The sequence below is a fragment of the Streptomyces sp. NPDC054932 genome (assembly GCF_053610205.1).
Genome location: NZ_JBSGXU010000071.1, coordinates 13,867 through 37,586, shown reverse-complemented (window position 1 = coordinate 37,586; position 23,720 = coordinate 13,867). Strand labels below are relative to the sequence as shown.

The 23,720-nt window shown below is 73.4% G+C and carries 22 protein-coding genes; 10 read left to right on the top strand and 12 right to left on the bottom strand.

Annotated features, from left to right (window positions below; translation table 11 throughout):
* Positions 1 to 59: 59 nt before the first annotated feature.
* Positions 60 to 830 (bottom strand): GntR family transcriptional regulator, encoded by a 771-nt coding sequence (locus tag ACWGE1_RS20430; RefSeq protein ID WP_030388175.1) that lies wholly within the window; start codon positions 828 to 830, stop codon positions 60 to 62.
* A gap of 289 nt (positions 831 to 1,119) precedes the next feature.
* On the opposite strand from ACWGE1_RS20430, the gene ACWGE1_RS20425 reads away from it, so the two are divergent.
* The 4 genes from ACWGE1_RS20425 (at position 1,120) to ACWGE1_RS20410 (ending at position 7,270) form a co-directional block, all read left to right on the top strand.
* Complete coding sequence (locus ACWGE1_RS20425; RefSeq protein ID WP_453421896.1) at positions 1,120 to 1,971, top strand: alpha/beta fold hydrolase; 852 nt, start codon at positions 1,120 to 1,122, stop codon at positions 1,969 to 1,971.
* A 146-nt stretch (positions 1,972 to 2,117) separates the two neighbouring features.
* Positions 2,118 to 3,686, top strand: a complete 1,569-nt coding sequence (locus ACWGE1_RS20420; RefSeq protein WP_453421895.1) for an alkaline phosphatase D family protein — start codon at positions 2,118 to 2,120, stop codon at positions 3,684 to 3,686.
* A 179-nt stretch (positions 3,687 to 3,865) separates the two neighbouring features.
* Positions 3,866 to 5,338 (top strand): N-acetyltransferase family protein, encoded by a 1,473-nt coding sequence (locus ACWGE1_RS20415; RefSeq protein ID WP_453421894.1) that lies wholly within the window; start codon positions 3,866 to 3,868, stop codon positions 5,336 to 5,338.
* A gap of 228 nt (positions 5,339 to 5,566) precedes the next feature.
* On the top strand, positions 5,567 to 7,270 hold the full coding sequence (locus ACWGE1_RS20410; protein WP_453421893.1) for a DUF885 domain-containing protein: 1,704 nt from the start codon (positions 5,567 to 5,569) through the stop codon (positions 7,268 to 7,270).
* 144 nt (positions 7,271 to 7,414) lie between these two features.
* On the opposite strand, the gene ACWGE1_RS20405 is transcribed toward ACWGE1_RS20410, so the two are convergent.
* Entirely contained in the window at positions 7,415 to 7,930 is a 516-nt protein-coding gene (locus ACWGE1_RS20405) for a rhodanese-like domain-containing protein (protein WP_453421892.1), read from the bottom strand.
* A 94-nt stretch (positions 7,931 to 8,024) separates the two neighbouring features.
* Between ACWGE1_RS20405 and ACWGE1_RS20400 the strand changes: the two genes are divergently transcribed.
* A complete protein-coding gene (locus ACWGE1_RS20400; RefSeq protein ID WP_453421891.1) occupies positions 8,025 to 8,471 on the top strand; it encodes an Lrp/AsnC family transcriptional regulator in 447 nt (148 codons plus the stop codon).
* Here the strand turns inward: ACWGE1_RS20400 and ACWGE1_RS20395 are convergent.
* From ACWGE1_RS20395 to ACWGE1_RS20385, 3 genes are all read right to left on the bottom strand, one after another.
* Positions 8,461 to 11,472, bottom strand: a complete 3,012-nt coding sequence (locus ACWGE1_RS20395) for an AAA family ATPase (RefSeq protein WP_453421890.1) — start codon at positions 11,470 to 11,472, stop codon at positions 8,461 to 8,463. The genes ACWGE1_RS20400 and ACWGE1_RS20395 overlap by 11 nt on opposite strands.
* Positions 11,469 to 12,638: an exonuclease SbcCD subunit D gene (locus ACWGE1_RS20390; RefSeq protein WP_453421889.1), complete on the bottom strand. Its 1,170-nt coding sequence runs from the start codon at positions 12,636 to 12,638 to the stop codon at positions 11,469 to 11,471. The genes ACWGE1_RS20395 and ACWGE1_RS20390 overlap by 4 nt, the downstream gene beginning before the upstream one ends.
* 85 nt (positions 12,639 to 12,723) lie before the next feature.
* Positions 12,724 to 13,350: a YigZ family protein gene (locus ACWGE1_RS20385; protein ID WP_453421888.1), complete on the bottom strand. Its 627-nt coding sequence runs from the start codon at positions 13,348 to 13,350 to the stop codon at positions 12,724 to 12,726.
* A gap of 83 nt (positions 13,351 to 13,433) precedes the next feature.
* Here ACWGE1_RS20385 and ACWGE1_RS20380 point away from each other — a divergent pair, with 83 nt between their 5' ends.
* Entirely contained in the window at positions 13,434 to 13,952 is a 519-nt protein-coding gene (locus tag ACWGE1_RS20380; RefSeq protein WP_453421887.1) for a hypothetical protein, read from the top strand.
* Here the strand turns inward: ACWGE1_RS20380 and ACWGE1_RS20375 are convergent.
* Complete coding sequence (locus ACWGE1_RS20375; protein ID WP_453421886.1) at positions 13,941 to 14,501, bottom strand: hypothetical protein; 561 nt, start codon at positions 14,499 to 14,501, stop codon at positions 13,941 to 13,943. The genes ACWGE1_RS20380 and ACWGE1_RS20375 overlap by 12 nt on opposite strands.
* 186 nt (positions 14,502 to 14,687) lie before the next feature.
* Between ACWGE1_RS20375 and ACWGE1_RS20370 the strand changes: the two genes are divergently transcribed.
* Positions 14,688 to 15,092 (top strand): CoA-binding protein, encoded by a 405-nt coding sequence (locus tag ACWGE1_RS20370; protein WP_453421885.1) that lies wholly within the window; start codon positions 14,688 to 14,690, stop codon positions 15,090 to 15,092.
* On the opposite strand, the gene ACWGE1_RS20365 is transcribed toward ACWGE1_RS20370, so the two are convergent.
* Positions 15,089 to 15,733 carry a helix-turn-helix domain-containing protein gene (locus ACWGE1_RS20365; protein ID WP_453421900.1) on the bottom strand — a complete coding sequence of 215 codons (645 nt, stop codon included), beginning with the start codon at positions 15,731 to 15,733 and terminating at the stop codon, positions 15,089 to 15,091. The two genes, ACWGE1_RS20370 and ACWGE1_RS20365, sit on opposite strands and share 4 nt — an antisense overlap.
* A gap of 105 nt (positions 15,734 to 15,838) precedes the next feature.
* On the opposite strand from ACWGE1_RS20365, the gene ACWGE1_RS20360 reads away from it, so the two are divergent.
* Positions 15,839 to 16,705, top strand: coding sequence for an EamA family transporter (locus tag ACWGE1_RS20360; protein ID WP_453421884.1), 867 nt, complete (start codon positions 15,839 to 15,841; stop codon positions 16,703 to 16,705).
* A 16-nt stretch (positions 16,706 to 16,721) separates the two neighbouring features.
* Here ACWGE1_RS20360 and ACWGE1_RS20355 read toward each other — a convergent pair whose 3' ends face one another.
* A complete protein-coding gene (locus ACWGE1_RS20355) occupies positions 16,722 to 17,468 on the bottom strand; it encodes an acyltransferase (RefSeq protein ID WP_453421883.1) in 747 nt (248 codons plus the stop codon).
* 138 nt (positions 17,469 to 17,606) lie between these two features.
* On the opposite strand from ACWGE1_RS20355, the gene ACWGE1_RS20350 reads away from it, so the two are divergent.
* On the top strand, positions 17,607 to 18,152 hold the full coding sequence (locus tag ACWGE1_RS20350; protein WP_453421882.1) for a gamma carbonic anhydrase family protein: 546 nt from the start codon (positions 17,607 to 17,609) through the stop codon (positions 18,150 to 18,152).
* A gap of 324 nt (positions 18,153 to 18,476) precedes the next feature.
* On the opposite strand, the gene ACWGE1_RS20345 is transcribed toward ACWGE1_RS20350, so the two are convergent.
* The 4 genes from ACWGE1_RS20345 to ACWGE1_RS20330 form a co-directional block, all read right to left on the bottom strand.
* Positions 18,477 to 19,151 carry a DedA family protein gene (locus ACWGE1_RS20345; protein ID WP_453421881.1) on the bottom strand — a complete coding sequence of 225 codons (675 nt, stop codon included), beginning with the start codon at positions 19,149 to 19,151 and terminating at the stop codon, positions 18,477 to 18,479.
* Positions 19,152 to 19,209: 58 nt separating this feature from the next.
* A complete protein-coding gene (locus ACWGE1_RS20340) occupies positions 19,210 to 21,723 on the bottom strand; it encodes a beta-glucosidase (RefSeq protein ID WP_453421880.1) in 2,514 nt (837 codons plus the stop codon).
* A 115-nt stretch (positions 21,724 to 21,838) separates the two neighbouring features.
* Positions 21,839 to 22,039 carry a type II toxin-antitoxin system VapB family antitoxin gene (locus ACWGE1_RS20335; RefSeq protein WP_453421879.1) on the bottom strand — a complete coding sequence of 67 codons (201 nt, stop codon included), beginning with the start codon at positions 22,037 to 22,039 and terminating at the stop codon, positions 21,839 to 21,841.
* Between the two features lie 78 nt (positions 22,040 to 22,117).
* Positions 22,118 to 22,570: a DUF4442 domain-containing protein gene (locus tag ACWGE1_RS20330; protein WP_189973593.1), complete on the bottom strand. Its 453-nt coding sequence runs from the start codon at positions 22,568 to 22,570 to the stop codon at positions 22,118 to 22,120.
* A 96-nt stretch (positions 22,571 to 22,666) separates the two neighbouring features.
* Here ACWGE1_RS20330 and ACWGE1_RS20325 point away from each other — a divergent pair, with 96 nt between their 5' ends.
* Complete coding sequence (locus ACWGE1_RS20325; RefSeq protein WP_453421878.1) at positions 22,667 to 23,692, top strand: hypothetical protein; 1,026 nt, start codon at positions 22,667 to 22,669, stop codon at positions 23,690 to 23,692.
* The last annotated feature ends 28 nt before the right edge of the window (positions 23,693 to 23,720 follow it).

Here is a 23,720-nt window from a genome sequence, read left to right as displayed (position 1 = left end):
GGGGCCGGGCCGTCCCTGCACACGTGCAGCGATCGGGGACCGGGGGCGGCCGGTCGGCGTCAGGAGGCGACGCGCGGCTCGTGGGTGATCTCGACGTTGCCCGAGTCGCCGAAGGTGAGGCGGCAGGTGTCCGCGCGGTAGGTGGCCACCGAGACCGCCGCGGTGCCCGCGGTGGTGAAGTAACGCGTGGTCACCAGGAGTACCGGGGCGCCGGGCAGGCGGTCCAGTTCCTTGGCGTCGTCGGCGCGGGCGGACCCGAGTTCCACCGAGCGGTCCTGGCCGTCGAGGACCAGCCGCTGCAGTTCGCGCAGGACGGCGCGGGCGCGGGCCGGTCCGGCGGGGGCCTCGATGGCGGGCAGTCCGGGCACCGAGGCGGCCGGGACGTAGAGCAGTTCGGCGGCGACGGCCTGGCCGTGGGTGACACGGGTCCGGCGCACGGTGTGCACCGGCTGGTCGGCGGCGAAGGCGCCACCGGTACCGAGGAGCTTGAGCACCGCGGGCGTCGGCAGGGTCTCGGCCGCGTCGAGCGGCTCCCATCCGTCCACGCTCTCGCCGGGCCAGCTGTGCTGCGCACTGCCGACGGCGACACCGACGCGCGGCGGGGCGACGGTGGTGCCGACGCCACGGCGGCGCTGCAGCCGTCCTTCGAGCTCCAACTGCTCGAGTGCCTGGCGCAGGGTCGCGCGGGCGACCCCGAAGCGGGCGGCGAGCTCGCGCTCGTTGGGCAGCACCTCGCCGACGGCGAAGTCCTGGTCGAGCGCCTCGCTGAGGACGGTCTTGAGGTGCCAGTACTTCGGCTCCGGTGCCGTTTCGAGCTGCGTGGTCCCCACCCTGACTCCTCCTGCCATCGCTGCACTCGCCGTGTGTTTCAGCGGCAGTTCCGCGCCTTTGTTTATTAAAGGTTCCTGCACTATCCCTGCGACGATAGGACGGCACACCCCCTTGGTCAAGACCAATGCTCGTACCTTTGCCGGGCAGAACGGGCATACGTATCAAGCCGTTCATGGGATGTTCTCGTGCGCACGGAGGGCTTGTAGTCAAGGGCTACCGGACGGTAATCATGGCGGTAGGCACTACTGACATCCCGTCTCGCACGCGCCCAACCGAACGAGGAGCAGCATGACCGCCACGGTCTCCTTCACGATCGATTCGCCGCTCGGCCCGCACACCGCCACCGTCGCCTACGAGCGCAAGGGCGCCGGCGAACCGCTTCTCCTGCTCCACGGCATCGGCCACCACCTCCAGGCCTGGCATCCGGTGATCGACATCCTGGCCGCCGAGCACGACGTGATCGCCGTCGACCTGCCCGGCTTCGGCGTCTCGGAGCCACTGCCCCAGGGCGTTCCGTACTCCCTGGAGACCGTGGCCCCGGCCCTCGGGGCGCTCTGCACGGCCCTCGGCGTCGAGCGCCCGCACGTCGCGGGCAATTCGCTCGGCGGTCTGCTCGCCCTCGAAATGGGCCGGAGCAACCTCGTCCGCTCGGTCACCGCCCTCTCCCCCGCCGGGTTCTGGACCGAGGGCGAACGCCGTTACGCCTTCGCCACGCTCCTCGCAATGCGCGCCGGCGCCAGGGCGCTGCCCCTCCCCGCCGTGCGGCGGCTCTCGCGCAGCGCCGTCGGCCGCGCCGCGCTCACCGGCACCATCTACGCCCGCCCGTCCCGCCGCCCGGCCGAGGCCGTCGTCGCCGAGACCCTCGCCCTGCGCGATGCCACGGGCTTCGAGGACACGCTGGCCGCGGGCGGTTCCGTACGGTTCACCGACGACGTGCCCGGTCTGCCGGTCACCATCGCCTGGGGATCCCGCGACCGGCTGCTGCTGCGCCGCCAGGGAGTCCGCGCCAAGCACACCGTCCCCGGCGCCCGGCTCGTCCGGCTCCCGGGCTGCGGACACGTGCCGATGAACGACGATCCGGCCCTCGTCGCCCGGGTGGTGCTGGACACGGCCCGCAGCGCGCGGCTCGCGGCAGCCTGAACGGCCGACCGCCGGAACGGTTGAACATTTGAACGAATGAGCGGCTGACGGCTGTTCATCCGTGGTTCGCGTGGGAGACGCGGCCGGGCCGGTGTGCGACGGCACGCTGGTCCGACCCGTCCTCGCCGGCCCCAGGAGACGTACCGATGGCATCGATCCCGCACACCCGACGGTCCCTCATCGGCGGTTCCCTCGCCCTGTCGTCCGCGCTGATCGCCGCTCCGGCGCTCGCCGCCCCCGCCCTGGCCCGCTCCGGCCGGCCGAATGCGCTCTGGGGCGTCCAGTCCGGCGAGATCACCGCCCATTCGGCCGCGGTGTGGACGCGTTCCGACCGCCTGGCGCGGATGTACGTCGAGACCTCCCCGAGCGAGGCGTTCCGCTACGCCGTACGCCGCCACCACGGTCCGCTGCTCGGCCCGTCGAGCGATTTCACCGGAACCACCGTCCTGCGCGACCTGCCGCCCGGCCAGCAGATCCACTACCGGGTCGTCCTGACCGACCCCGACGACCCCCGCCGCAGCTCCTCGCCGGTCCACGGCACCTTCCGCACCACCCCCGTCTCCCGCCGCCACGACGTGCGCTTCCTGTGGTCCGGCGACCTGGCGGGCCAGGGCTGGGGCATCAACCCCGATCTCGGCGGCTACCGCGTCTTCGAGGAGATGCGGCTGCGCAACCCCGACTTCTTCCTCTTCAGCGGCGACACGATCTACGCCGACGGGCCGATCGGGGCCACCGCCCCGCTGCGCGACGGCAGCCTCTGGCGCAACGTCACCACCGAGGAGAAGGCGAAGGTCGCCGAGACGCTCGCCGAGTTCCGCGGGAACTTCCGCTACAACCTCCTCGACCGCAATCTGCTCGGCTTCAACGCCCAGGTCCCCGTCCTCGCCCAGTGGGACGACCACGAGGTGCGCAACAACTGGTATCCCGGCCAGCTGATCGACGACCCCCGCTACACCGTCAAGGAGGCCGACACCCTCGCCGCCCGCGCCCGCCGGGCCTTCGGCGAGTACTTCCCCGTCACGGACCTGCGCGGCGGCCGCGCCGAGGGCCGGATGTACCGCGTGATGCGCTACGGTCCGCTGCTCGACGTCTTCGTCCTCGACATGCGCACCTACCGCAACGCCAACTCCCCCGGCGGCCAGACCGAGGACCCCATCGGCATCCTCGGCCCCGAGCAGCTGGCCTGGGTCAAGCGCGAGCTCTCCCGCTCCCGCGCCACCTGGAAGGTCATCGCCGCCGACATGCCGCTGGGCATCGTCGTCCCCGACGGAGCCGCGAACTTCGAGGCCGTCGCCCAGGGCGACCCGGGCGCTCCGCTGGGCCGCGAGCTCCAGATCGCCGAACTCCTGCGTCACATCAAGCATCAGCGCATCACGGGCACCCTCTGGGTCACGGCCGACGTGCACTACACCGCCGCGAACCACTACGCGCCCGAGCGGGCGGCCTTCACCGACTTCGCGCCGTTCTGGGAGTTCGTGTCCGGCCCGATCGGCGCCGGCGGCTTCCCGGCCGGGCGCCTCGACGCCACCTTCGGCCCGGAGACCGCCTACGTGCAGTCGGCCCCCTTCGCCAACATGTCGCCCTCGGAGAACCCCCCGTACTACGGCGAGGTCGACATCGACGGCGACAGCGGGGAGCTCACCGTCCGGTTGCGCCGCCAGGGAGGAGGCGTACTCTTCACCCGGACGCTCCAGCCGGGGCGCGTGGGCCAGTAGCACATGGGCCAGGAGCGGGACAGCCGCGGCAACGCCGCGAAGCCCCCGAGTCCCGAAGCCCCACACCGGCAATCCGGAAATGGTCCGGAAAACTGGGTGAAATCGGCCAGATGGACACTTAACCAGCCGGTCACAGATCGTTCGTGATCACGCAACACCCCTGCGCCACAGTGGTGTGCATGACTGACCGTAACCCTGCCTCTGCCCACCGTCCCCACCGTCACCACTGGCGCCGCGACGTCGTCGAACTCGCCGCACTGTTCTGCGCCGTCGCGGTCGCCGACGCCATCGCCAATCTCGTCGTGCACGGCCCGCGGGGCCCGGTCCTGCTCATCGCCTCGGCCGTCGCCCTACTGGTGACGGCCGCCTTCCACACCTGGTGGGCACGGCGCCACAGCCATGCACCGCCGCCGCCGAGCACAGCCCCGACCGATCCGAAGACGCTCCCCCCGACGACCTCAACGACGACCGCCACAGCGACCGCAACGACAACCGCAGACACGACCGGCAGCTCCAACGACACCGCCCTGTGGCGGATGCGCACGACCGTGCGCGACGAGCCGGGCTCCCTGGCCGCCCTCTGCATCGCCCTCGCCCACAACAGCGTGGACATCCTGACGCTCCAGACGCACCCGCTCCCCGAGGGCGGCACGGTCGACGAGTTCCTGCTGCGCGCACCCCAGCAGCTGCCCTCCGCCGACCTCACCCGGGCCGTCTCCCGGGCCGGCGGCCACAGCACCTGGATGGAGCGCGCCGACGCGCACGACCTGGTCGACACCCCGACGCGGGTCCTGGGCCTGGCCACCCGCACCGCCCTCGACGCCGCCGAGCTGCCCCTCGCACTGCGCCAGCTCCTCGGCCGCTGCACCATCCACTCGATCCCGGCGACCACCCTCTCCGGCCGCCCCAACGCCGGCGCCGACGCCCCGGTCGAGGGGGTCCTGGAGGCCACGGTCATGCGGCTGCGCGACCCTTCCGGCGGTGCGATCACCGTGGAGCGGCCCTACCTTCCCTTCACCCCGACCGAGTTCGCCAGGGCCCGCGCCCTCGTCGAGCTCGACGCCCGGCTCGGCCCGCGCGTCCCGCGCAGCCAGGACGTGCTGACCCTGCCCGAGGGCAACGAGATCACCGTGCGCCGCGCCGACGGCTCCGACCTGGCCGCGGCCCGCGCCATGCACGACCGCTGCTCCGAACGCACCCTGTCGCTGCGCTACCACGGCCCCGTCGCCGACGCCGACCGCTACCTCGGCCACCTGCTGAGCCCCCGTTTCGGCCGCACCATCGCCGCGACCACCGCCTCCGGGAGGCTCGTCGCCCTCGGTCACCTGCTGTGGGACGGCGACGAGACCGAGATCGCCCTGCTCATCGAGGACGACTGGCAGCGCCGCGGCATCGGTTCCGAGCTGCTGCGCCGACTCGTCGCGATGGCCGTCGAGGCCGGATGCGACAGCGTGTACGCCGTCACCCGGGCCGCCAACACCGGCATGGTCGCCGCCATGCGCGGCCTCGGCCTCCCCCTCGACTATCAGATCGAGGAGGGCACTCTGGTGATCACGGCCCGGCTGGACGCGACCCCGGTCAGCTCCCGACTGCCCTACGAGCTTCCCCGCGAGCTCCCGCACGAGCCGTCGGCCCCGCGGCGCCGCCACTGAGCGATCCGTCCGGACCGGGACCCTCCACGGGTACCGGCTCCGGCGGTATCCGGCCAAAGTACGGGCACCCCACCCCCGGCGTTCTCCGCCCCGCAGACGCCAACTCACCGGCAGGGGCGTCCGGTTGGCTGTTTCCCGCCCGCACGACCGCACCCTCTCCGGCCCACGTCAGCAGGCCGATCGCAATCGGTGATGACGGGATGCGGTCTCACATACGAAGATGGCCGCATGTCAGAGATCCTCCACAGCGGCAGCGCACCCCAACTGCCCCGCCAGGTGGCCGACGCCTACGTCGACGACCTCATCGCCCTCGACCCGATCACCGGCACCTACCTCGGTGTCGCCGCGAGTTCGAGCAAGCTCCCGGACTTCTCCCCGGCGGGCCGCGCGGCCGTCGCCGAACTCGCCCGTGAGACCCTCGTGCGTCTGGACGCCGCCGAGTCGGTGCCCGGAGCCGACAGCGACGCCGAACGCCGCTGCGCCCGGCTGCTGCGCGAGCGCCTCACCGCCGAGCTCGCCGTCCACGCCGCCGACGAGGACCTGCGCGCGGTCAGCAACATCCACAGCCCCGCGCACTCCGTCCGTGAGGTCTTCTCCCTGACCCCCGCCGACACCGACGAGGACTGGGCCGCGATCGCCGAGCGTCTGCGCGCCGTACCGGCCGCCTTCGACGGCTACCGCGAGAGCCTCGGGCTCGGCCTGGAGCGCGGCCTGCTCGGCGGCCCCCGCGCCACCACCACCATGATCGGCCAGCTCACCACCTGGGCCGGCCAGGACGGCTCCGAGGCACCCTTCTTCGAGGGCTTCGTCTCCGCCGGCCCGCAGTCCCTGCGCGCCGAGCTCGACGCCGCGGCCGCCGGCGCGACCGCCGCCGTCGTCGATCTGCGCGACTGGATGAGCTCGGTGTACGCCCCGGCCGTCGAGGGCGAGCCGGACACCGTGGGCCGCGAGCGGTACGCCCGCTGGTCCCGCTTCTTCAACGGTACGGACCTGGACCTGGACGAGGCGTACGCCTACGGCTGGTCGGAGTACCACCGGCTGCTCGCCGAGATGAAGGCCGAGGCGGCCAAGATCCTCCCGGGCGCCGGCCCCTGGGAGACCCTCAAGCACCTGGACGAGCACGGCGCCCACATCGAGGGGGTGGACGAGGTCCGGGCCTGGCTCCAGGGCCTGATGGACGAGGTCATCGAGAACCTCGACGGCACCCACTTCGAGCTCGCCGAGCGCGTCCGCAAGGTGGAGTCCCGGATCGCCCCGCCGGGCGGCCCCGCGGCCCCGTACTACACCTCCCCCTCGGAGGACTTCTCCCGCCCGGGCCGCACCTGGCTGCCCACCATGGGCCTGACCCGCTTCCCCGTGTACGACCTGGTGTCCACCTGGTACCACGAGGGCGTGCCGGGCCACCACCTGCAGCTCGCGCAGTGGACGCACGTGGCGGACCAGCTCTCCCGCTACCAGGCCACCGTCGGCATGGTCAGCGCCAACGCCGAGGGCTGGGCCCTGTACGCGGAGCGGCTGATGGACGAGCTGGGCTACCTCAAGGACGCCGAGCAGCGCCTGGGTTACCTGGACTGCCAGATGATGCGCGCGGCGCGGGTCATCGTGGACATCGGCATGCACGTGGGCCTGGAGATCCCTGCGGACTCGCCGTTCCACCCGGGCGAGACCTGGACGGTGGACCTGGCGCAGGAGTTCTTCGGTCTGCACAGCGGCCGGCCCGCGGAGTTCGTCGAGAGCGAGCTGACCCGCTACCTGTCGATGCCGGGGCAGGCGATCGGGTACAAGCTGGGCGAGCGCGCCTGGCTGCTGGGCCGGGACAACGCGCGTGCCGCGCACGGCGATTCCTTCGACCTGAAGGCCTGGCACATGGCGGCGCTGTCGCAGGGTTCGCTGGGTCTGGACGACCTGGTGGACGAGCTGTCGAAGCTCTGACGGCGGGGGACTCCCCGTGGCGAACGACGGACGGGCCGCTCCTTCCCCCCGGGGAACGGGCGGCCCGTCCGCGTGAACAGGCCGTCGATCAGGCCGTGGACCATGGCCGCGGACAGGCCGTCGATCAGGCCGTGGACGGGCGCCTCAGCAGCCGCAGTCGTCCGAGTCGGTCGGCGCGGTCAGCGGGTCGGCCTCGGCGCGCTGCCGGCCTCCCTGCCAGGTCTCGACCTCGAAGCCCTCGCGGATCCAGTACTCGATGCCGCCGAGCATCTCCTTGACCTGGAAGCCGAGTTCGGCCAGGGCGAGGGCGGAGCGGGTGCCGCCGTTGCAGCCGGGTCCCCAGCAGTACGTCACCACGGGGATGTTCCTGTCCAGGAGCCGCTCGGCCTGCTCGGGGATGAGGGCGGTGGGCAGGTGCACGGCGCCGGGCACGTGGGCCTGGTCCCAGGACGGGGTGGAACGGGAGTCGACGAGCTGGAAGCCGAGCTCGGCGCCCTGCTCCCGGTGGGCCTTGAACGCGCCGGCAACGTCCGACACGTCCGCGTGGAAGGCCAGGCTCGCGGCGAAGTACGCGGCGGCCGCGGCCGGGGAGGCCGGGGGTACCCGGAGCACGGGATTGGTGGTGGCGGGGGCGGAGGAGGTGTTCTGCGTCGTCGTCATGGCTGAAAATCTACGATCCATTGATCATCGCCGGAAGTGGACATCCCCGGCTTTTCCCTTGTCCGGCCGGGGAATCCCCTGCTAGACCTGCACCATGACCGACTATTCCCCGGACGCCACCGACTGGCGGATCCTCGAAGCCCTCCAGCGGGACGGGCGCGCCAGTTTCACCGAGCTCGCCCGCTCCGTGTCGATGTCCGCGAGCGCCGTCACCGAGCGGGTCCGCCGGCTGGAGGAGACGGGCATCATCACCGGCTACACGGCGACGGTGGATCCGGAGAAGCTCGGCAAGTCGATCCTCGCGCTGGTACGACTGCGCTACCCGCACGGCAACTACAAGCCCTTCCACGACCTCCTGGAATCCACCCCCGAGATCCTGGAGGCCCATCACGTCACCGGCGACGACTGCTTCGTGCTCAAGGTCGCGACCCGCTCCATGGCGCACCTGGAGGAGGTCACGGGCCGGATCTCCGGGCTCGGCCCGGTGACGACGAGCATCGTCTACTCCTCACCGCTGCCCCGCAGGCCGCTCAGTCCGTGAGCCCCGCCGTCCGGTGGCGCACCACGGAGCCGCCGCGCTGCTTGACGATCTCCAGCTGGGCCTGGACCCGGGTCCGCAGGTCGGCGACGTGGCTGACGATGCCGACGCTGCGGTCGCGCTCGCGCAGCGAGTCCAGGACGTCGAGCACCTCGTCCAGCGCCTGGTCGTCGAGGCTGCCGAAGCCCTCGTCGATGAAGAGGGTGTCGAGGCGCATCCCGCCGGCCTCGTCGGTGACCACGTCGGCGAGTCCGAGCGCGAGGGCGAGCGAGGCGAAGAAGGTCTCGCCGCCCGACAGGGTGGCGGTGTCCCGCTCGCTGCCCGTCCAGGCGTCGACCACGTGCAGTCCGAGGCCGGAGCGCCCCCGTCCGCTCGCCCGCGCGTCGGAGTGCACGAGGGTGTAGCGGCCGCCGGACATGCGCAGCAGCCGTACCGTCGCGGCGGCGGCCACCTGCTCCAGGCGGGCGGCCAGCACGTAGGCCTCCAGGCGCATCTTGCGCTCGTTGTCGGCGGAGGTGCCCGCGGTGAGTCCGGCCAGCCGGGCGACCCGGTCGTAGGCCTCCCGCAGCGGGCCGAGCGCGCGCAGTTCCTGCTCGGCCTGCCGGGAGAGCCGGTCCAGCTCCGTGCAGCGCACCCGGGCCGCGTCGGCGGCCGACCCGGCCGTACGAAGCTTCGCCGCGGCCGAGGCCGCGTACGCCTCGGCGGCATCCGGTGCGGCCGGAGGCAGGGCTGCCGCTTCGGCGGTGCCGGTCTCGGCTCGGCGGTCCGCCAGCAGGGCCTCCTCCGTCTGCCAGGCGTCCAGCCGGTGTTGGAGGGCGGTGCGTTCGTACTCGGGGAGCACCGCGTCGGCGGCGGCCTCGATGGTGTCGAAGCCGGCCTTGAAGGCGGCGTCGGCGAGCTGGTCGTCGGCCTCCTTCAGCCGGGCGGCGGTGGTCTCGGCCCGGCGCAGCGAGGTGGCCGCGCCGAAGACCATCCGGACCCGGTCCTCCAAGGTCCGGGCGCGGGCCGCGACGGTGGGCGCGCCGTCCCGGACGAGGGCGAGTTCGGCCTCCAGTCCGGCCTGCTCACGGTCCAGGGCCTCGCGCCGGGAGGCCCTGGCGGCGGCCCGGGTCTCGGCGCCCTGCCGGTCGGCGCTGCGTGCGGCGTGCTCCCGCTCGGCCCGGGCGAGCTGCTCGCGGGCGGCGTGCAGGCCGGCGGCCGCGGCGTGGGCGGCGGCATGGCGGGCACTCAGGTCCGCGGTCAGGTCGAGGAGTTCGGCGGTGGTGGCGTCCCCGGCGGCGGCCGCGGCCTCGGCGCGGGCCTCCTGCGCGGCGGCGAGCCGGCGCTCGGTGGCGGCCCGCGCCCGCTCGGCCCGTTCGGAGAGCGCGTGAGCGGTGTCCTCGGCGGCGCGGTCCACGTGGCCGGGAGCCGGGCGGGCCGGAGCGGGGTGCTCCGCGGACCCGCACACGGTGCAGGCCTCTCCCGTCACCAGTGCCTCGGCGAGCTCGGCGGCGATTCCGCGCAGCCGGGCCTCCTTGAGCTCCAGCCAGTGCTCCCGCGCGGCGGCCGATTCCTCGCGCAGGGTGAGCAGTTCGCCCTCGGCGCGCTCCGCGTCGGCGTCGAGCTCGTCCCGCCTGCGGGCGGAGTTCAGCTGCATGCGGGCGGGTTCCAGGCGGCCCGCGAGATGCTCTGCGAGGGTCGCGGCCTGCTGGGCGGCGTCCACGCGCTCCTGCAGCGCCGTCCGGGTCGTCTCCCAGCGCGCCAGCCACTCGGCGGACTCCTGGTGCTGCTCCTCGGCGGCCCGGGACTCCCGTTCCAGGTCGGCCCGTTCGCGGCCGATCTCGGCGCTGCGCTGCTCGGCCCGCTGTGCGGCGCCCAGTGCGCCCAGGGCTTCGCGCAGCCGCTGCTCGACATCGGCCAGCTGCTCGGCTCCCGCCTCCTTCAGCGGGGGAGGCAGCTCCGCCCGGGCGGAGGTCTCGGCGTGGGCGGCGGCGAGGTGTGCGGCGGAGGCCGCTCCGCGCAGTTCGAGGGCGGGGGCCACCAGGGCGCCGCGCCGGGCTCGGTCCAGCAGGGCGTGCACCCGCTCCCGTTCGGGTGCGGCCTCGGCGAGCAGGGCGGCCCGGCGGACGGTCTCCGCGTGCCGGCGCTGGAGCCGGTCGAGCTCGCGGGCGTCCTCGGCGGCCCGCCGGGCGGCGGCGTGCCGGCTCTCGACGGCGGCCAGCGCGTACTCGGCGACGTCGAGGCGCTCGCGGGCCGCGCAGCGGGCGACGGCCGCCCAGGCCCCGACGGCCCCGGCGAGCCCGGGGTCGCCCGGCTGGTGTGCGGGCATCGGCCAGGCGCGCAGATCGGCACTGTCCCCTGCGGCCTGGGCGAGCCGCTGGGCGGTGTGGAGCACCTTCTCGTCGCCGGCCCGGACCTTCGCCTCGGCGGCCCGGCGGCGCTCCCCGAGCAGGGCCTCGACGGCGGCGAAGCGGCGGGTGTCGAAGAGCCGGCCGAGCAGGCGGCCGCGGGCCGCCTCGTCGGCGCGCAGGAATCGCGCGAACTCCCCCTGCGGCAGGAGCACGACCTGGCAGAACTGCTCGCGGCTCATGCCGAGGAGCTGCTCGATCTCCTCGCCGATCTCCTGGTGGGACCGGCTGAGCGGCTCCCATCCCTCGCCGGTGTGCTCGCGCAGCCAGCTCTGGGCCTTGTCCCTGGTGGTGCCCGTGCCGCGCTTCTTCGGACGCTCCTGTTCGGGGCGCCGGGTGATCTCCAGGCGGCGGCCGCCCGCGGTGAGTTCGAGGGTGACCTCGGTCGGGGTGTGGGCGGCGGCGTGGTCGCTGCGCAGGCTGGTGCCGGGGGCCTGGCGGGGGCCCGGTACGGAGCCGTAGAGCGCGTAGCAGACGGCGTCGAGGACGGAGGTCTTGCCTGCGCCGGTGGGTCCGTGCAGCAGGAAGATCCCGGCGCCGGACAGTGCGTCGAAGTCGATCTCCTGGGGCTCGGCGAAAGGCCCGAAGGCGGTGACGGCCAGCCGGTGCAGCCTCATCGGTGGGTCTCCCGGTGGCTGTCGTCGGCGCGTACGTCGTCGAAGGCGCCCTGGAGGACGGCCCGTTCCGCCTCGTCGGCGTGGCCGCCGCCGCGCACGTGGGCGACGAAGTCCTCGGCGATCTCCTGGTCGCTGCGGCCGCGCAGCCGCTGGGCGTAGGAGGCGCCGGTCTCCTCCTGGCGGCCCTCGGGGTCGAAGGCGAGCGTGAGGGTGTGCGGGAAGCGGGCGGCGAGCCGGGCCATGGGGTCGTCGGGGCGGACCGGGTCGGTGAGGGTGGCCTCGACCCAGGCGTCCTCGTGGACCTGGTGCGCCGGATCCTGCAGCAGGTCGTCGAGGCGTCCGCGCAGCCGCGCGAGGCGGCGGGGCACGGGGGTGTCGATGCGCTCGGCGGAGGCGACCTCGCCCTGCGCGCCGAGTTCGATCAGCCACATGGTCTTGCGGTGGTCGGCCTCGGAGAAGGAGTAGGCGAGCGGGGAACCGCAGTAGCGGACCCGTTCGTTGATCGTCTGGCAGCCGTGGAGGTGGCCGAGGGCGGCATAGTCCACCCCGGCGAAGACCGAGGCGGGCACCGCCTCGACGCCGCCGACGGTGATGTCGCGCTCGCTGTCGCTGGCCTGTCCGCCCGTGACGAAGGCGTGTGCGAGGACGATCGAGCGGGTGCCGGGCGCGCGGGCGGCCAGGTCGGCGCGGATCCGGTCCATGGCGGCGCCGAGGACCGCCTCGTGGCTCACCTTCTCCGCGCCGAACTGGTCCTTGACCAGGGCGGGCTCCAGGTACGGCAGGCCGTACAGCGCCACGTCGCCGTGTGCGTCGGCCAGGACCACGGGGTCGGCGCAGCCGGCCGGGTCGGTCCGCAGGTGGATCCCGGCCCGGTCGATCAGGCCGGCGCCGACGCCGAGCCGGCGCCCGGAGTCGTGGTTGCCGGAGATCATCACGGTGGGCACGCCGAGCTCGGCGAGGCGGTGCAGGGCCCGGTCGTACAGATCGACGGCGGGCAGCGGGGGAACGGCCCGGTCGTAGATGTCACCCGCGACGAGGACGGCGTCGACCTCGTGCTCGCGCACGGTCTCGACGAGGTGGTCGATGAAGACCGCCTGGGCGCCGAGCATGTTGACCCGGTGGAAGGCCCGGCCGAGGTGCCAGTCGGAGGTGTGCAGGAACTTCACTCGCCGGCCCCGCCGCGCATGCCGTCTCCCCCTGGTCGTCTCCCGCTCGTTGAACCCCTCTACGCTAACCCGTCCCCGGGGGCGCTCAGGGCGCGTACGTCTCTCCGCCGAGGGTGAGACCGGCGCTGCCCGCCGTGGTGTCGGCGAGCCAGGCCTCGAAAGCGGGCAGATCGGCCTCCGGGAGGGCCACCTCGATCTCGACCTCGGCCCCGTAGCGCAGGTCCACCACGGTCCGGCCGGTGGCGCGCAGATCGTTCTGGGTCTTGCCGGCCCGCTGGTGGTCGACGGTGACGGTGGCCAGCCGGTAGCGGCGCCGGGTGACGGTGCCGAGCTCGTCGAGGGCCTCACCGACGACACCGCCGTAGGCCCGGATCAGTCCGCCGGCGCCGAGTTTCACACCGCCGTAGTAGCGGGTGACGACGGCGACCGCGTAGCGGACGTCCCGGCGCATGAGCATCTGCAGCATGGGCACCCCGGCGGTGCCGCCGGGCTCGCCGTCGTCGCTGGCCTTCTGGACGGAGGCGTCCGCGCCGACGACGTAGGCGAAGCAGTTGTGCGTGGCGGTGGGGTGCTCCTTGCGGATGCGCGCGACGAAGTCCTGAGCCTCCTGCTCGGTCGCGGCGGGCGCGAGCGAGCACAGGAAGCGCGAGCGGTTGATCTCGGACTCGTGCACGCCCTCACGGGCCACCGTCACGTACTGGTCTGCCTTCACCTCACCACCCTAAGCCGTGCCGAACCGGCCCCCGGCCTGCCCGGCCCCCGGCCGCCGGAGGGCATGGCGGTAGCTTGGCGGCCATGGATCTGCGGGGGTGGGGATACGAGTACGTGGGCCCGCCCGAGCTGCGGGCGCTCGTCCGGCCGGGAGTCGCGGGCCGGAGCATCCGCTCGGTCGCGGACTTCGAGGACTGGGCGACGGCGACGGCCGAACTGACGGAGCCCTTCACCTTCGTCGTGGATTCCGGCGGAGTGCTGCGGCTCGCGCCGCGGCGCAGCGAGCACGTGGTCTGTGCCGGCGGTGGCCCGGTGCTGAGCGCCGGGGAGATGAGCTTCGCGCGGGAGCCCGGGGGGTGGGCGGTCCGCACGGTGAGCAACCAGTCGACCGGATACTGCCCGGACGCCGGATCGTGGCCGGCGGTCGCGGCGGCTCTGGACGCGGCGGGGATCGGCCACCCCTCCGGCTTCACCCACGAGGTGGTGTTCCGCAGGTGCCCCGCCTGCAGTCGGCTGAACATCGTCCGGGAGGGGGACTTCTTCTGCGTCTTCTGCGACGGCGCCCTGCCCCGGGAGTGGAACGTGGACCCGTCAGCCGGGTAGGCAGCCCAGCACGGCCCGGAACCCTTCGCGCCCCGCCGCGACGCTCGCTTCCCACAGGCCCGCGGCGTCGCCGCTCACGGAACGGGCCTGCAGCGCTTCCTCCTGGGCCCGGAAGCGGCCGCCGGCGGCCAGGTTCTGGTCCAGCAGACCCATCGCGGTCAGCGCGGCGTGACCGCAGGACAGCGCGTGGTCGGCGTCCGCGGAGGCGTTGGCCAGCAGCGCGTACCGCAGGACGAGGACGCCGAAGAAGGCGTACGTCCCCGCGACATCGGTGATGCTCTCTCCGTCCTCGCGCGACCGCAGTTCCGGGAACCCCTCCAGGACGCGCGCGCGTTCGGCGGCGTCGGGCAGCGCACGGTCCGCGTACCAGAGGCCGCGTACGGACTCCACACAGAGGTCCAGGTCGGCCTTCCGGTCCGGCATGCCCGCCCGCAGGCCGATGAACAGGGGCACCGCGCGTTCGGCGCAGGCGGCCGCGTACAGGCGGACCGTCTCGCCGTCACCCGCGCGCAGGGCCTCCGCTACCGCCCCCTCCACCAGTCTCTCCACGTCCCACCCTCGCGTCGCTCGAACGGATCGACAGGCTACACAGCCGCCTCGGGGCCGTCGCCGGGGAATCACCCCCGGAGGTTTTCGGTTGATGCCGCTGAGCGCCGGTCCGACGCAGTGGAAGCGCAGTGGACGGGACCGGCGCGGACGAGAACATCAGGACGAGAACATCAGGAGGCGGCACACGTGTACGGCGACCCGGCAACCATCCGCAAGATCCTCACCGAGCTCGGCGACACCTGGGCCGTGGTGGGCCTCTCGAACAACCAGGACCGCGCGGCCTACGGGGTGGCCCGCGTGCTCCAGCGGTTCGGCAAGCGCGTGATCCCCGTGCACCCCAAGGCCGAGACCGTGCACGGCGAGCCCGGGTACGCCTCGCTCGCGGAGATCCCGTTCAAGGTGGACGTGGTGGACGTCTTCGTGAACAGCGAGCTGGCCGGCCCGGTGGCCGACCAGGCGGCCGCCGTGGGTGCCGAGGCCGTCTGGTTCCAGCTCGGCGTGATCGACGAGGCCGCCTTCGCCCGCACCCGCGAAGCCGGACTCACCATGGTCATGGACCGCTGCCCGGCGATCGAGATCCCCGCGCTCTAACCGGCGTCCGCACTCCCGCGGGCGTCCGCGCTCCCGTGGGCGTGCGCGTGCCCGGAGACCGCCACCGGCGCCGAGACCGGCGGGACTGACACCGCGAGGGTCATCTCCATCGGTACGGAGCCGTCATTGCGGTAGGAATGCGGGAGGTTGGCCTCGAAGGCGGCCGCGGCCCCGGCCGGTACGCGGAACTCCTCCTCGCCGACCACCAGCGTCAGCTCCCCGGCCGTGACGTGCAGCATCTCGATGGTGCCGGACGGGTGCGGGACGGAGTCCGTCCCCTCGCCCGGCACCAGGTGCCAGGTCCACAGCTCCATCGGCCCGCGCTCGTCCGTGCCGATCAGCATCGTCGTCGAACTGCCCGCCTCGCTGGACCAGATCCGTACCACCTGGTCCGGCGGGACGACCCGCACCTGCGGGCCGCGGTCGTGGTCGAGGAGCGCGGAGATGCTGACGCCCAGCGCGTCGGCCAGCCTGACCGTGGTGCCCAGGCTGGGATTCGTACGGGCCTGCTCGATCTGGATGATCATCCCGCGGCTCACTCCCGCGCGGGCAGCCAGGGAGTCCAGGGTGAAACCGCGCTCTCCACGCCACCGCTTGAGGTTCTGGGCGAGCGCCTGGGTGAGCTGTTCGAGATCCGACACCATTCCGTCCAATATTCTGGATGACACAGTCCAACAGAGTGCACTATCGTGGTCTGTATTCGATGCTGCACTCCAGCGTTCACTGCACTGTACTGCGAGGCCCCCATGACCGCCCTCTTCGCTCTGGCCACAGCCGTGCTGTGGGGGCTCGCCGACTTCGGCGGCGGGCTGCTGACCCGCCGGATCCCGGCGCTCACCGTGGTCGTCGTCTCGCAGGTCGTCGCCGTGGTCGTGCTCGGCGCGGTGGTCCTCGGCACCGGCGCCTGGCGGGAGGCCGGGCCGCAGCTGTGGTTCGCCGTCGGCGCGGGCCTCGTCGGACCGGTGGCCATGCTCAGCTTCTACAAGGCGCTGGCCCTCGGCCCGATGGGCGTGGTCTCGCCGCTGGGCTCCCTCGGCGTGGTCGTGCCTGTCAGCGCGGGGCTCATATTGGGCGAGCGGCCCGGCCTCGGCCAGTTCGCGGGGATAGCGGTGGCCGTCCTCGGCATCGTCCTCGCGGGCGGCCCGGAGCTGCGCGGCGCACCGGTCCAGCGGCAGGCCGTCATCCTCACCCTGGTCGCCGCCTTCGGCTTCGGGGCGGTGATGGCCCTGATCGCAGAGGCATCCACCACCATCACCGGGCTCTTCCTGGCGCTGTTCGTGCAGCGGGTCACCAATGTCGCCGTCGGCGGCGCCGCCCTGTGGGCGCAGACCCGGCGCGGCATACCCGCCCTCCCGGCGGGGACCGACCTCCGGGTGCTGTGGGGGCTGCTGCCCGCCCTGGCCTTCGTCGGCCTCGCGGACGTCGCGGCGAACGGCACGTACTCGATCGCCGCCCAGAGCGGCCCGGTCACCATGGCCGCCGTACTGTCCTCGCTCTACCCGGTGATCACCGCGCTCGCCGCCTTCGCCGTACTCAAGGAACGGCTGCGCACGGTCCAGGCCGCGGGCGCCGGACTGGCCCTCGCCGGAACGGTTCTGCTGGCCGCGGGCTGAGCACCGCGGCCACGTCCTACGAGTGCTCGGCCTCCGCGAGCTCGGCCAGCCCGCGCAGCTGCTCCGGAGTCATGCCGTCCGGGATCGGCACCGGCGCCGGCGTGCGCAGCGGCGGCTGCCAGCCCGTCTCCGGCTCCCAGCGCCGCACGATGCGCGCGGGCGCCCCCGCCACCACCGCATGGTCGGGCACCTCGCCCCGTACGACGGCCCCCGCGGCCACCACGACGTTACGGCCGAGCCGGGCGCCCGGCAGGATCACGGAGCCGGTGCCGAGCCAGCACCCCGGGCCGATCTCCACGGGCTCGCTGCGCGGCCACTGCCGGCCCACGGGCTGGTGCGGGTCGTCGTAGCTGTGGTTGGTGGACGTGATGTAGACCCCGGGACCGCAGAAGGTGTTCGAATCGATGGTGATGCGGGCATCGGCGATCACATGGCTGCCCCGGCCGATGACCACCCCGTCGCCGAGCACCAGCATCGGCTCGGCCCCCAGGTCGAGGTCCGGCATCATCCCGGCGGTGAGGGTGACCTGCTCGCCGATGATGCAGTGCGCGCCGAGCCGGATCCACCGCTCGCCGAAGACCGTGCCCTGGGGGAAGGCGAGCCGGGTGCCGTCGCCGATCGCACCGAACCGCAGCCGCCCCGGGGTCTGCGCGGTCACCGCGCCGGCCTGCTGCATCCAGCGCCAGCCGGTGTGGACCACGCGGCTCGCCAGCCGGCGGCGCGCGGCCGTCAGAGATGAGAACGTGTTCTGTTTCTTCGGCACCCGGCAACGGTAGTGCGCCGGGCCCCGGTCGACCCGACCCCACTCCTGTGATCTTCACCCCATCGCGGGTCCGGCCGGACGCGTGGCCTACGGTGCCGTTAGCGCGGCAATCGGACGACAGACGCAGAGGAAGAGAACATGACGCAGCAGGCGGCCCAGGCACTCGTGGCGGGTGTCGGCGGCAAGAACCCCGACATCGACCCGACGGCCTTCACGGCCCCGACCTCGGTCGTGGTCGGCGAGGTCACCCTCGCCCCCGGCGCGAGCATCTGGTACTCGGCGGTGCTGCGCGCCGACTGCGGCCCGATCACGCTCGGCGCCGACAGCAACGTGCAGGACAACTGCACGGTCCATGTGGACCCCGGCTTCCCGGTCTCGATCGGCGAGCGCGTCTCCATCGGCCACAACGCCGTCGTGCACGGCTGCACCGTCGAGGACGACTGCCTGATCGGCATGGGTGCGACGGTGCTCAACGGCGCGGTGATCGGCGCCGGTTCCTTGGTGGCCGCCCAGGCGCTGGTCCCGCAGGGCATGGTCGTCCCGCCCGGCTCGCTGGTCGCGGGCGTGCCCGCGAAGGTGCGGCGCGAGCTGACCGAGGAGGAGCGCGAGCACATCCGGATCAACGCCCTGATGTACGTGGAGCTGGCCAAGCAGCACCGCGCGTCGGTGACCCCGGAGGTCTAGGGGGTGTCCGGTTCCGGGCCTCCCATGCGGCCACGAGCAGGGTTCTGACGGCCCTGTGGTCCGGGTCGTGGGAGAAGGGTCCGCGGCGGGCGGTGATGCGAGGAGCAGGCGGACGATCTCCACGTGCCCGGCGCACACGGCCAGCCAGCGCTCTCCGGCCGCCGATGACATGGGCGTCCACGTCGGCGCCCCCGGCCAGCAGGCACTGCACCGAGGCCGTGTCGCCGCTCCCGGCCGCCGCCCGTACCGGTCCGTTGGCCAGCGGGCTGCAGTGGTCCTGCCGGCTCTCGGCCGACCGGTCCGACTCCGGTCGCTCCGCTGCCGTCACTCGCCGACTGCGGCCCGTGCCGTCTGCTGCGCGGGGATTTCCGCATCGGCGGCCGCCCCGGCGGCCGCTGCGGCCTTCTTCATCCGGCTGCGCACCACCAGCGTGACCGCGAGCCCGAACAGCACCGCGAGCCCGAGGGCCAGCCAGGAGAAGCGCTTCAGCCACGGCTCGGCGACGATCCCGACCGAGTAGATGACGGCCGTGGTGCCGCCCGCCCACAGGATGCCGCCGAGGACGTTGGCGACCAGGAAGCGCCAGTACGGCATGTGCAGCACGCCCGCCAGCGGCCCGGCGAAGATCCTCAGCAGCGCCACGAACCGCCCGAAGAAGACGGCCCACATGCCCCACTTCTCGAAGGAGCGTTCCGCCAGGGCCACCTGCTGGGGCCCGAAGTGCTTGGGGAAGCGCCGGCCGAGCCGTTCCAGCAGCGGCTTGCCGCCCCGGCGGCCGATCGCGTAGCCGATCGAGTCGCCCACGATCGCCCCGGTGATCGCGCAGAGCCCCAGGATCACGGGGTCGATCTCCCCGTGCTGCGAGGCCAGCAGCGCCGAACTGACCAGGACGATCTCTCCCGGCAGCGGGATGCCGAGGCTCTCGAGCCCGATGACCAGACCCACCAGGAGATAGATGCTGACCGCCGGAATCGTCTCCAGCCATTCCTGGATGTGCACCGGTACGTCCTCCCGAGTCGTCGCCGGCGCGCCCCCTGTGACACGCCGAACGGGCAGCCTATCGGCTCACCACGACCGCCTTGGACCTCAGTGGCAGTTCGCGCGACGAACGGCCCACGAAGACCTCACGGCGGCCGGAGCCCAGTACCCAGGCGTGCTGCTCCGGGTCCCATGACGACAGCGCCCGCGCGGCGATGTCGACGGTCACCCGCTGCGCCTCGCCGGGCGCCAGGACGATCCGCCGGTAGCCGGCCAGTGCGCGCACCGGCTGGTCGAGCTCCAGGTCGGCGGACGGGCCGACGTACACCTGTGCCACCTCGGTGCCCTTGCGGCGACCGGTGTTGCGGACGGTGAACTCCACGCGGAGCCCGCCGCGCTCCGGCCGGACGGTGAGCCTGTCGTACTGCCAGGTGGTGTAGGAGAGTCCGTGCCCGAAGGGGAACAGCGGGGTCACCCGCTGCGCGTCGTACCAGCGGTGGCCGACGTGGATGCCCTCGGAGTACTCCTGCCGGCCGCCCACCCCCGGGTAGCGCAGCGGGTCGCCGCCGACCGGGGTGGCCTGCTCGTCGGCCGGGAAGGTCTGGGTGAGGCGGCCCCCGGGGTCCACGTCCCCGAAGAGGAGGTCGGCGGTGGCTCCCGCCCCTTCCTGGCCCGGGTAGTACATCTGCAGGACCGCTCCGGTACGCGGGAGCCACGGCATGGTCGTGCTGGAGGAGGTGTTGAGCACGACGGTCGTACGGGGGTTGGCGGCCGTCACCGCCTCGATCAGCCGCTCCTGCCCGCCCGGCAGTGCCAGGGAGGTCCGGTCCCTGCCCTCGGTGGCGTCCTCGTAGGCGAACAGGACCACGCTGCGGGCGGACTTCGCGGTCCTCACGGCCTCGGCGAGGTCGGCGGCGCGGATCGCGCCGGTGGTGTGCCGGAGCCGGAATCGCTGGCCCTTGTCCCCTCCCTCGGCGGTCACGGAGAGCCGGTGGGTGCCCGCCTTGAGGGCGAGGGTGCGGCGGCGAACGCTCATCCCGTCGGGTGCGGAGCCGAGCAGCCCTCCGGCGAAGTACTCGGCCACGCCCTGCCGGACGGGGAACAGTTCCTCCCCGTCGAGGCGCACGACCGGCCGCTTCCCGGTGTAGTGGACGAGCAGGGTCCACTCGTCGTCGGTGGCGAGGCGGAACTCCCCCTCGTGGCTCCAGACGCGCCCGGGGTCCACGCCCCGCCCGTCCAGGTCGGCGGCCGGGGTCAGCAGTTTCGCCGGGAGCGGCCGCCCGTAGAGGTCCTCGCCGAGGGCGTGGCGCACGGTCGCGCCGTTCCCGGCGCGCTGCCGGATGGCGGTGAGCGGGGCGGCCGCCCGGTCCGGGACCACGTGCGCGCTGCCGCCGCCGCTGACGAAGGGCACCTGTCCGGTCGGCCCGATCACCGCGATCGAGCGGGCGGCGGCACCGGTCAGGGGCAGGGTGCCGCGTTCGTTGCGCAGCAGCACCGCCCCGGCGGTGGCGACCTTGCGGGCGATCCGGGCCCCGGCGGCGGCATCGCGCGGCGGCCGGGCGGCCGGCCGCACCTCGAGCAGCCCGAAGCGGTCCATGGTGGTCAGGATCCGGTGGACGGCGACGTCGACGGCGCCCTCCGGTACGGAGCCGCCGCGCACCGCCTCGCGCAGCGGCCCGCCGAAGTGGGTGCCGCCGGGCATCTCCATGTCGAGGCCGGCGCCGATGGCGGCGACGGTGCTGTGGGTGGCGTCCCAGTCGGACATCACCCAGCCGTCGAACCCCCAGCTGCCGCGCAGCAGGTCGTCGAGCAGCGGCTTGCTCTCGCAGGCGTAGGCGCCGTTGACCTTGTTGTACGCGCCCATGACGGCGCCCGCGCCGGCCGCCACGGCGGCCTCGAAGCCCCGTAGCTCGGTCTCGTGGAGGGTCTGCTCGGCGGCGATCACGTCGACGGTGTCGCGGCCGTGTTCCTGGTTGTTGAGGGCGAAGTGCTTGACGGTGGCGATGAGGCCCTCGTCCTGGATGCCGCGGATCATCTCGCCCACCAGGTCGGCGGTGAGGCCCGGGTCCTCGGCGAAGGTCTCGAAGTTCCGGCCCGCGTACGGGGTGCGGATCAGGTTGACCATGGGCGACAGCAGGACGTCCTGGCCGAGCGCCCGGCCCTCGCGTCCGATGACCCGGCCGTACTCGCGGGCCAGCGCCGGGTCGAAGGCGGAGGCGAGCAGGACCGGCGCGGGCAGCGCGGTGGCGGGCCTCGCGACCCGTACCCCGGCGGGCCCGTCGGCGAGGCGCAGCGCCGGGATGCCCAGGCGGGGCACGCCGGGCACGTAGCCGGCCTGGCCCAGGGAGGCGGGGTCCCGCGCTCCGTGCAGCAGGGCGGTCTTCTCGTCGAGGGTGAGCCGCTCCAGGAGGGCGTCGATCCGGGCGGCGCCCTTGGCCTCGGCGACGGCCGGTGCGGGGGGCGGCGCCTTGCGGGCTCCCGCCCCCGGCGGCACCCCGGGTGCGCAGGAACCCGTTCCGAGGGCCGTGCCCGCCGCGCCCGCCGCCGCTGCGAACAGCCGCATCGCGGAACGTCTGGACACGGCCTCGCTCATGGGCGCTCCCTGCGGCGTGGGTCGGCGGGAGCGGCCCGCGCCGGACCGCTCCCGCGCCCACTGTGCTCCGCGCGCCCGCCGGGTCCGCCGGGACGCGCCACCGCGGCGCCCAGGTTCAGCCCTCCGGCAGCGGCGGCGCGGCGTCGGCGCCCCGCCGGGTCTCGTCCTGTCGCTGCACCCGCGCCTCGGTGCGGTGCCCGCGCGCGATGTAGTCCCGTACGACGGCCTCCACCGCGTCCTGCGGTGAACCGACCCCGGCGAGCACCATCACCTCCACCACGAGCTCGGCGTCGAGGCTGATGTTGACCTTGGCCACGGGCGTTCCCTCCGTCGTCGTGCGACGGACTCTAAGGGGTGCCGGCCCGTGGCCGCAGCGGTTGTCGTACGCCTGTCGCTACGCGTTGGGACGCAGGGTCCACACCACGGTCATCTCGCCCGTGACGGCCTCGTCCTCGCGCTGGATGGCGATGGTGACCGGGAACTCGGGGCGGCCGCCCGCGTCGAGTTCGGCGACGACCTCCGCGGCCGGGCGGCCGAGGGTGGCGGTGGCGGTCACGACGCCCTTGGCGAGCTTCTTGTAGCCGATCTCGGCCTTCACGGCGAGCGGCACGGCGCGCGAGAGCTGGTCGCCGAAGGCGGCCAGGACGATCGCGCCGCTCGCGGACTCGGCGAGGGTGAACATGGCGCCGGCGTGCGGGCCGCCGACGTGGTTGTGGTAGTCGGGCTGGTCCGGAAGCCGGACGACCGCGCGCTCGGGGGTGGTCTCCAGGAACTGGAGGTTCAGGGTCCGGGCCATCGGCACGGTCGCGGCGAGCAGTTCGCCCACGTTCATCTGATCTGCGCTCATGAAACGCGATGTTACCCGCGAGTAGTAGCCATTGACCAGAGCTCCCGAGGGGGCGGCCGTGGCTCCCTGCTGCCACGGCCACTATCGTTACCGGCCATGTGGCCAGGACAGCAGCAGCCGCCCGGGGGAGAACAGAACCCTCAGGACGCGCAACAGAACCCGTACCAGCAGCAGCCGGGACAGCCGGGGCAGCCGAACCCGTACCAGCAGCAGCCCGGCTACGGATACCCCCAGCAGCCGGGGTACCAGCAGGCCCAGGGCGTCCCCGGCCAGCCGTGGGGTCAGCCCCAGATGCCTCAGCAGCCCCAGCCCTCCGGCGGGAGCCCCTACTCGACCAAGACCGTGGCCATCGTCGCGGCGGCCGCGGTCGTCGTGGCGGCCGCCGGCACCGGCGCCTTCGTCCTGACCCGGGACGACAAGAACACCGAGGCCAACGACAAGCCGCCGGCGGCCAGCTCCTCGGCGCCGCCCTCCGAGGCACCCGCCCCGGCCGGCAGCAGCGGGAACCCGCGGGCCGGCGGCGCCGCCCAGCCCGTCATCCCGGGCTGGAAGGTCGTCGTCAACACCAAGTACGGCGTCAGCTACGACGTGCCCCCCGAGTGGAACGTCAACGACTCCGGGGTGTCGCTGTTCTACGACGACGAGGTCAAGAACGACGGCAAGCCCCTCATCACGATGACCGGCACCGCCACCCTCAAGGAGGAGTGGTGCACGATCGACAAGGACCAGGACGGCAGGGTCGAGAAGTTCTCGGTCGCCGACGCCGGCATCAAGGGTGCCCAGGGCGCCAAGGACACCGCGCAGGCGGCGTCCGACAACACCTTCGCCTGGGCCTACGCCGGCTTCGCCCAGAAGATGCCGAAGGGAACGGTCAAGGTGACCGACCCCAAGGAGTACACGACCGCCTCGGGGATCAAGGGCCACATGGTCATCGCGACCGCCCCGGGCATCAAGAAGGAACACAAGTGCACCACCGACGGCAAGGCGATCGGCTTCGCCTTCAAGAACGCCGTCGGTGACTTCGCCAGCTTCGCACTGATCAGCGCGGCGGGCGTGAAGGAAGAGGTCGGGGCCGACGTATACGACAAGGTCCTCAGCTCCGTCCGGCTCAACACTGCGTGACGCCGTGACGCCGTGATCCCCGCGTCCC